Here is a 5,238-nt window from a genome sequence, read left to right as displayed (position 1 = left end):
ATACACGCGCACGATGAGTTACTGGCAGAATTCCGAGCTTTCCGCGATCGGCCATCCGGCCGACGACAGGGAGAAAGCGCTTCTGGCGCCCTACCCCGGCCGCGTCCCGGCCGATGTCATGGACGGTACATGGCGGCCGCCGGTGACCGACGGATCGGGCCAGGACCGCCGCGTGCTGAAGGCAGCCTTCGATCTTTTGAAAAGTGTCGGCTACCACGTGCAGAATGGAACGATGCTCGATCCCGAAGGCAAACCCTTCAGCTTCGAAATCCTGACCGCATCGCAGGACGAGGAGCGCCTTGCCGGCATCTACCAGCGCACGCTGGAGAAGATCGGCATCGATCTCACCATTCGCAGCCTCGACGGCGACCAGATCCAGTCGCGCAAGCAGCGCTTCGACTTTGAGGTCCTGATCGGATCGAGCGGCTTCAACAATTCGTTGTCGCCCGGCATCGAGCAGAGCGGGCGCTGGAGTTCCGCCGCGGCCAGGACGGAAGGCTCGTTCAATCTCGCAGGCGTCGCCGATCCGGCTGTGGACGCGGCGATCGAGGCGATGCTGCGCGCCCGCTCCAAGGAGGATTATGTTGCCGCCGTTCGCGTTCTCGACCGGCTGCTGATCTCCGGCAACTACATGGTGCCGATGCAGCACAACACGCAGCAATGGATTGCCTACTGGAACTACCTGGAACATCCGCAAAAGACGCCCATATTCGGGTATCAGCTGCCAACATGGTGGCGCAAACCCAACTGAGGGATCAGGAGATCGAGATGAGCGAATTGAACGCCATCACCGTCGATGTGGTGTCCGATGTCGTCTGCCCCTGGTGCTTCATCGGCCAGAAGCGGCTCGACAGGGCGATTGCCGCCGTCGGCGATGTCGACGTGCATGTCCGCTGGCGGCCGTTCCAGCTCGATCCGACCATTCCGCCTGAAGGCAAGGACCGCCGCGAATACATGCTGGCAAAATTCGGCAGTGATCAGCGCATCCGCGAGATTCACGCCCGCATCGAGCCGCTGGGCGAAATCGAAGGCATCTCGTTCGCCTTTGACGCCATCAAGGTGGCGCCGAACACGCTGGATGCGCATCGGCTGATCCGCTGGGCAGGTGCCGCCGGCGAAGCCATTCAGAACAGGCTTGTGCGCCGGCTGTTCCAGCTGAATTTCGAGGAAGGCGCAAACATTGGCGATCATGCCGTGCTGGTCGAGGCGGCGCGCGAGGCCGGCATGGATGCGTCCGTGGTCGCCACGCTTTTGCCGACCGAGGCCGATGTCGAGGCGGTGCGCACCGAGATCGCCACCGCGTCGCGCATGGGCATTTCTGGCGTGCCGTGCTTCCTGCTCGAGGACAAATACGCGGTCATGGGCGCACAGGATGCCGACACGCTGGCCGATGCCATTCGCCAGGTGGCGGCCGCCAAGGCGCGCGGCGAACTGGACAAGGCCGGCTGAGCCGACCGCCCTCTCCTCTCCGCGACAGCAGCAAACGTTACTTCACCGTCGCTTTGGCCTTGCTGATGAAAAATCCATGGCCGTTCGTGGCGGTGCAGGTCAGTCCCTTGGTTGACGACTGGCACGAGAACGGCCCGGCGCTCCAGCTGTTGCCGTAGCCAAGCTTGTCGACATCGCTGCAGCAGCCCTGCTCGCCCGGGTTTTTGATCAGAGTGGCTGGCCCCTTCGGACCCAGGATAATCGTGACGTAGCTCGGCTCGACGCGCGAGCAACTCAGCTCCGGGCCGCCATCCTTTGGCTCATAGGTGCCGGTGCCGCCTTTGGCCGTGTAGATGCAGCCGATGTTGCCGGACGGCGTGTTGAACTCGATCTGGCCTTCGGCGCTGGCCGGGATGCTCTGCGCGCCGGCATGCGCCAACGGTACGAGGGGCAGCCAGGCGAAGAGGGACAGGATTGCGGCCGCGCGTGCAAGCATTGGGAGCTTCCTTGTTGGAGAACCGGACATGCATGAGTGTCGACGATGGCGGGCAAGGTTCAATCCCAGGTGGATGAATTGTCAAACGCAGTCCCTCAGCTGACCGGACAAGACGGAACGCGCCGCTCGATCGATTCTCCCGTCACTTCCTGCCCCTGGCAAGGACGACCACGGCATTCCTGGCGAGTCACGAACCGCAAATTTTCGAGCTCTCTGGGCCGTCCGCAGTGAGAAAACCGATCGCTCGACACGATTTCGAGTTCACGAAACCGTGTGAAAGCCTTCCCCAGGGGAAGCTCCATCGACGGCATTTTATTGAAGATCAAGTATCTGAAATCAATATCGATATTTTGATTATTGCCGACCGTTGTCGCTATATTTCAGCGTGTAATCTGTTGCCTCACGGCAACGGCTGCCGGGGCAATCCGGTCGGGCCGGTTTTAAATTAATGGAAAATGATCAATTGGTGTTACCATCCGTAACAAAAGAAAAAAGGTTTGGGCGGGATCGTGATTCGGGTCGGTAGACCATCGCAAGAGTCAGTACCGGAAAAAACACCTCGCGATGCCGCAGGGCGATCGCTTCTGACGCCGGTGTCGTCGATGCGCAGCTTCTGGGGCTTGATGCGGGCCTACTGGGTTTCCGACCGCTGGAAGGAAGCCTGGACGCTGACGCTGGTGATCGCGGTGCTCACCGCGCTGTCTAGCAAGGCCGGTGTCTGGTTCGCCGAAGCCTCCGGCGAACTGGTCAATTCGATCGCCTTCTTCCATGACGCCGCCAACACCACGCCGCTTCGCTCGCTGCTGGTCAATGCCGGCGTCCTCGTGCTGCTGGTCGTACTCAAGGACGCTGGCTTCACCGGCATCCGCAATCTTGTCTCGGCGACATTGCACCGCAAATGGCGCGGTTGGCTGGACAGCCGCTTCAATGAAGCGCTGCTGGATGGCAACCATACGCATTTCCATGCCCAGCATGCATCGACCGGCAGCGGCGCACCGGCCCCCGACAACATCGACCAGCGTGTCCAGGAATCCATCAAGGACATGACCGGGGGCGCCATCGGGCTCGCCATGGGCGTACTGGCCGTCGCCACCTCGCTCTTTTTCGTCGGCCAGAAGCTGCTCGAAAACTCCGTCGAGGTGAAGGGGCTGGAGTTCCTCGGCAGCTATGGCAGCGCCATCCTCGCCTTCCTGGCCGTCGCCACCTATGTGCCGCTGAACACATGGATCGCCGTCAAGCTCGGCGGCCTGCTCGAGCGCCTCAACGTCAGGATGCAGAAGGCCGAAGGCAGCTATCGCGGCGAGCTGACGACGTTCCTGCGCCGCTCCTTCCATGTCGCGGCGTCTCAGGGCGAAGGCGTGCAAAGGACCATGCATGGCCGGCTCTATGTCGATATCGACGGCACCTGGACGCGGCTGAACATCGTCAACACCGTCTATATGTCGTTCGAGCTGATCTATAATTTCATCGGCGCGCGCATTGTCGCCTATGGACCGGGCCTCGTGCCGTTCATCCACAACCGCCTCGATCTGAAGGGCTATATAACCGGCTCCGAGCTGGTCAATTCTCTGATCGGCCAGTGTTCGTGGTTCATCCACGTCATGCCCGCCATCGCCACGTTGCGCGCCAACAGCCAGCGTGTCACCGAACTGGCCAACGCGATCGAGAATGTCCAGCATCCGCAGGAATTCTACAGCCAGACCGGCCGCTCCGATTTCCACTACACCAGCCAGAACCCGGTTTTCGGCTTGACCATCCAGAAGCTCGAACTGGCGCATCAAGGCGAGGATGCGACGCCCTTCCTCAGCGCCGCCAATCTGCGCTTCCGGCGCGGCGAATGGACTTTCCTGAAGGGCGAGTCCGGCTGCGGCAAGACCTCGCTGATCAAGGCGATCAACGGCCTGTGGCCCTATGGCCGCGGCACCATCGTCTTCCCCGAAGGCGTGAAGAGTTTCTATGCCGCCCAGGAGGTCAAGCTGCAGCCCGTGTCGCTGAAGCAACTGGTCTGCCTGCCGGGCTCCGAGCACGACCATGGCGACGCGCAGGTGGCGTCGGCGCTGCACAAGGCCGGGCTCGGCGACTTCATCGAGCACATGGCCGACGAAAGCCGCGAAGGCAAAAGCTGGGACCAGGTGCTGTCGGGCGGCCAGAAGCAGAAGCTGGTGGTGGCTCGCATCGTGCTGCAGCAGCCGGGGCTGCTGTTCCTCGACGAGGCGACCGGCGCGCTCGACCCCGATGGCAAGGTCGCCTTCCACCAGGCCATCAAGGACAATTGCCCCGATGTCACCGTGATCAGCGTCATGCACGAGGCGGTTGCGCCGAGATCGATGACCGGCAGCGAATTCTATCACAGCATCGTCGCGATCGCCGACGGCGTCGCCACCAAGAAGCCGCTGGTTCCGACCCTGCCCGCCGAGCTCACCACCATTCTCGTGCAGCCAAGGCCGGTCCCAAGGCCGGTCGAAGACAAGTGGCTGCGCTTCTCGCGCCGGCTGAAGCAGAAATAACGGCTATTCCACCCCGGTCTGCCGAGGCGAACGGGGGTCGGCGATCACAGTCTCGCGATCTTGGCCGCTCGTCGGCATTTTCCCTCCTCACCGCGATTGACACGGCAAGGCGCGCTCCTATGTTGCGCCCGCTTGCAGATAGTAAAAACGCGAACCCGCAAGCGGAAAGGTCACCGCGCCATGCCTGGCGACAGTCACAGTCGAACGCAACAGCCGTCCGCCCTGACGTGACCTCACATGGTTCATGTCCTGCCGGACGGCAAGGAGTGAGCCATGAACGAAATTACCACAGTGGCAAGCGACGAAGCCGTCGCGATTGCCCGTATCCTAGCCAACGATCACGTCGCCGACATTGTCGAGGCCCTCAACAGGGAGCCTCGAGAGACCGCGACGGAACTGCTCTGTGAAGTGACGTTCGAACGTCTGGTCGAGATATTCGACCAGCCGGAACTCGACGGCGCGTCCGAACTCATGGAAGCGCTGCCGCGCGCCAAGGCGGGCAAGCTGCTCACTGCCATGTCGGTCGACCGGGCCGCCGACATCCTGCGCGAGCTGGAGGAGCCGGCCCGTTCCGAGCTGCTTGGCGGGCTTGCGCCGCCGCTGCGCGCAACCCTGCTCTCCATCCTCGGCTATCCCGAAGGCAGCGCCGCATCGATCATGACGACGGAGTTCGTCAGCGTGCCCTCGGACTGGACCGTCGGGCAGACGCTCGACTACATCCGCAAGGTCGAGCGGACACGCGAAACCGTCTACGCGATCTATCTCGTCGATCCGCAGACGCACCTGCTCGTGCGCTCGACGGGCCTG

At 62.4% G+C, this 5,238-nt stretch carries 4 protein-coding genes and 1 pseudogene; 4 read left to right on the top strand and 1 reads right to left on the bottom strand.

Features of this window, described 5'->3' with window-relative positions:
* Both EN893_RS17795 and EN893_RS17790 read left to right on the top strand, forming a co-directional pair.
* Positions 1-751: ABC transporter substrate-binding protein (locus EN893_RS17795; protein WP_245490856.1), on the top strand; the 751-nt coding region annotated here is incomplete at its 5' end.
* Between the two features lie 17 nt (positions 752-768).
* Positions 769-1,449 carry a DsbA family protein gene (locus tag EN893_RS17790; protein WP_127272639.1) on the top strand — a complete coding sequence of 227 codons (681 nt, stop codon included), beginning with the start codon at positions 769-771 and terminating at the stop codon, positions 1,447-1,449.
* A gap of 37 nt (positions 1,450-1,486) precedes the next feature.
* On the opposite strand, the gene EN893_RS17785 is transcribed toward EN893_RS17790, so the two are convergent.
* Positions 1,487-1,924, bottom strand: coding sequence for a hypothetical protein (locus EN893_RS17785; RefSeq protein WP_127272122.1), 438 nt, complete (start codon positions 1,922-1,924; stop codon positions 1,487-1,489).
* Positions 1,925-2,526: 602 nt separating this feature from the next.
* On the opposite strand from EN893_RS17785, the gene EN893_RS17780 reads away from it, so the two are divergent.
* A complete protein-coding gene (locus EN893_RS17780) occupies positions 2,527-4,431 on the top strand; it encodes an ABC transporter ATP-binding protein/permease (RefSeq protein ID WP_164749012.1) in 1,905 nt (634 codons plus the stop codon).
* Positions 4,432-4,704: 273 nt separating this feature from the next.
* Positions 4,705-5,238, top strand: a pseudogene (locus EN893_RS17775) (magnesium transporter); the annotation flags it as partial.

This window comes from Mesorhizobium sp. M7A.F.Ca.CA.004.04.2.1, assembly GCF_004022825.1.
Classification (GTDB): Bacteria; Pseudomonadota; Alphaproteobacteria; order Rhizobiales; family Rhizobiaceae; genus Mesorhizobium.
This window is presented reverse-complemented; position numbering and strand designations above follow the sequence as displayed.

Coding starts and splice junctions, on each gene's coding strand:
- EN893_RS17790 (WP_127272639.1), top strand. CDS start 769: ATGAGCGAATTGAACGCCATCACCGTCGATGTGGTGTCCGATGTCGTC.
- EN893_RS17785 (WP_127272122.1), bottom strand. CDS start 1,924: ATGCTTGCACGCGCGGCCGCAATCCTGTCCCTCTTCGCCTGGCTGCCC.
- EN893_RS17780 (WP_164749012.1), top strand. CDS start 2,527: ATGCGCAGCTTCTGGGGCTTGATGCGGGCCTACTGGGTTTCCGACCGC.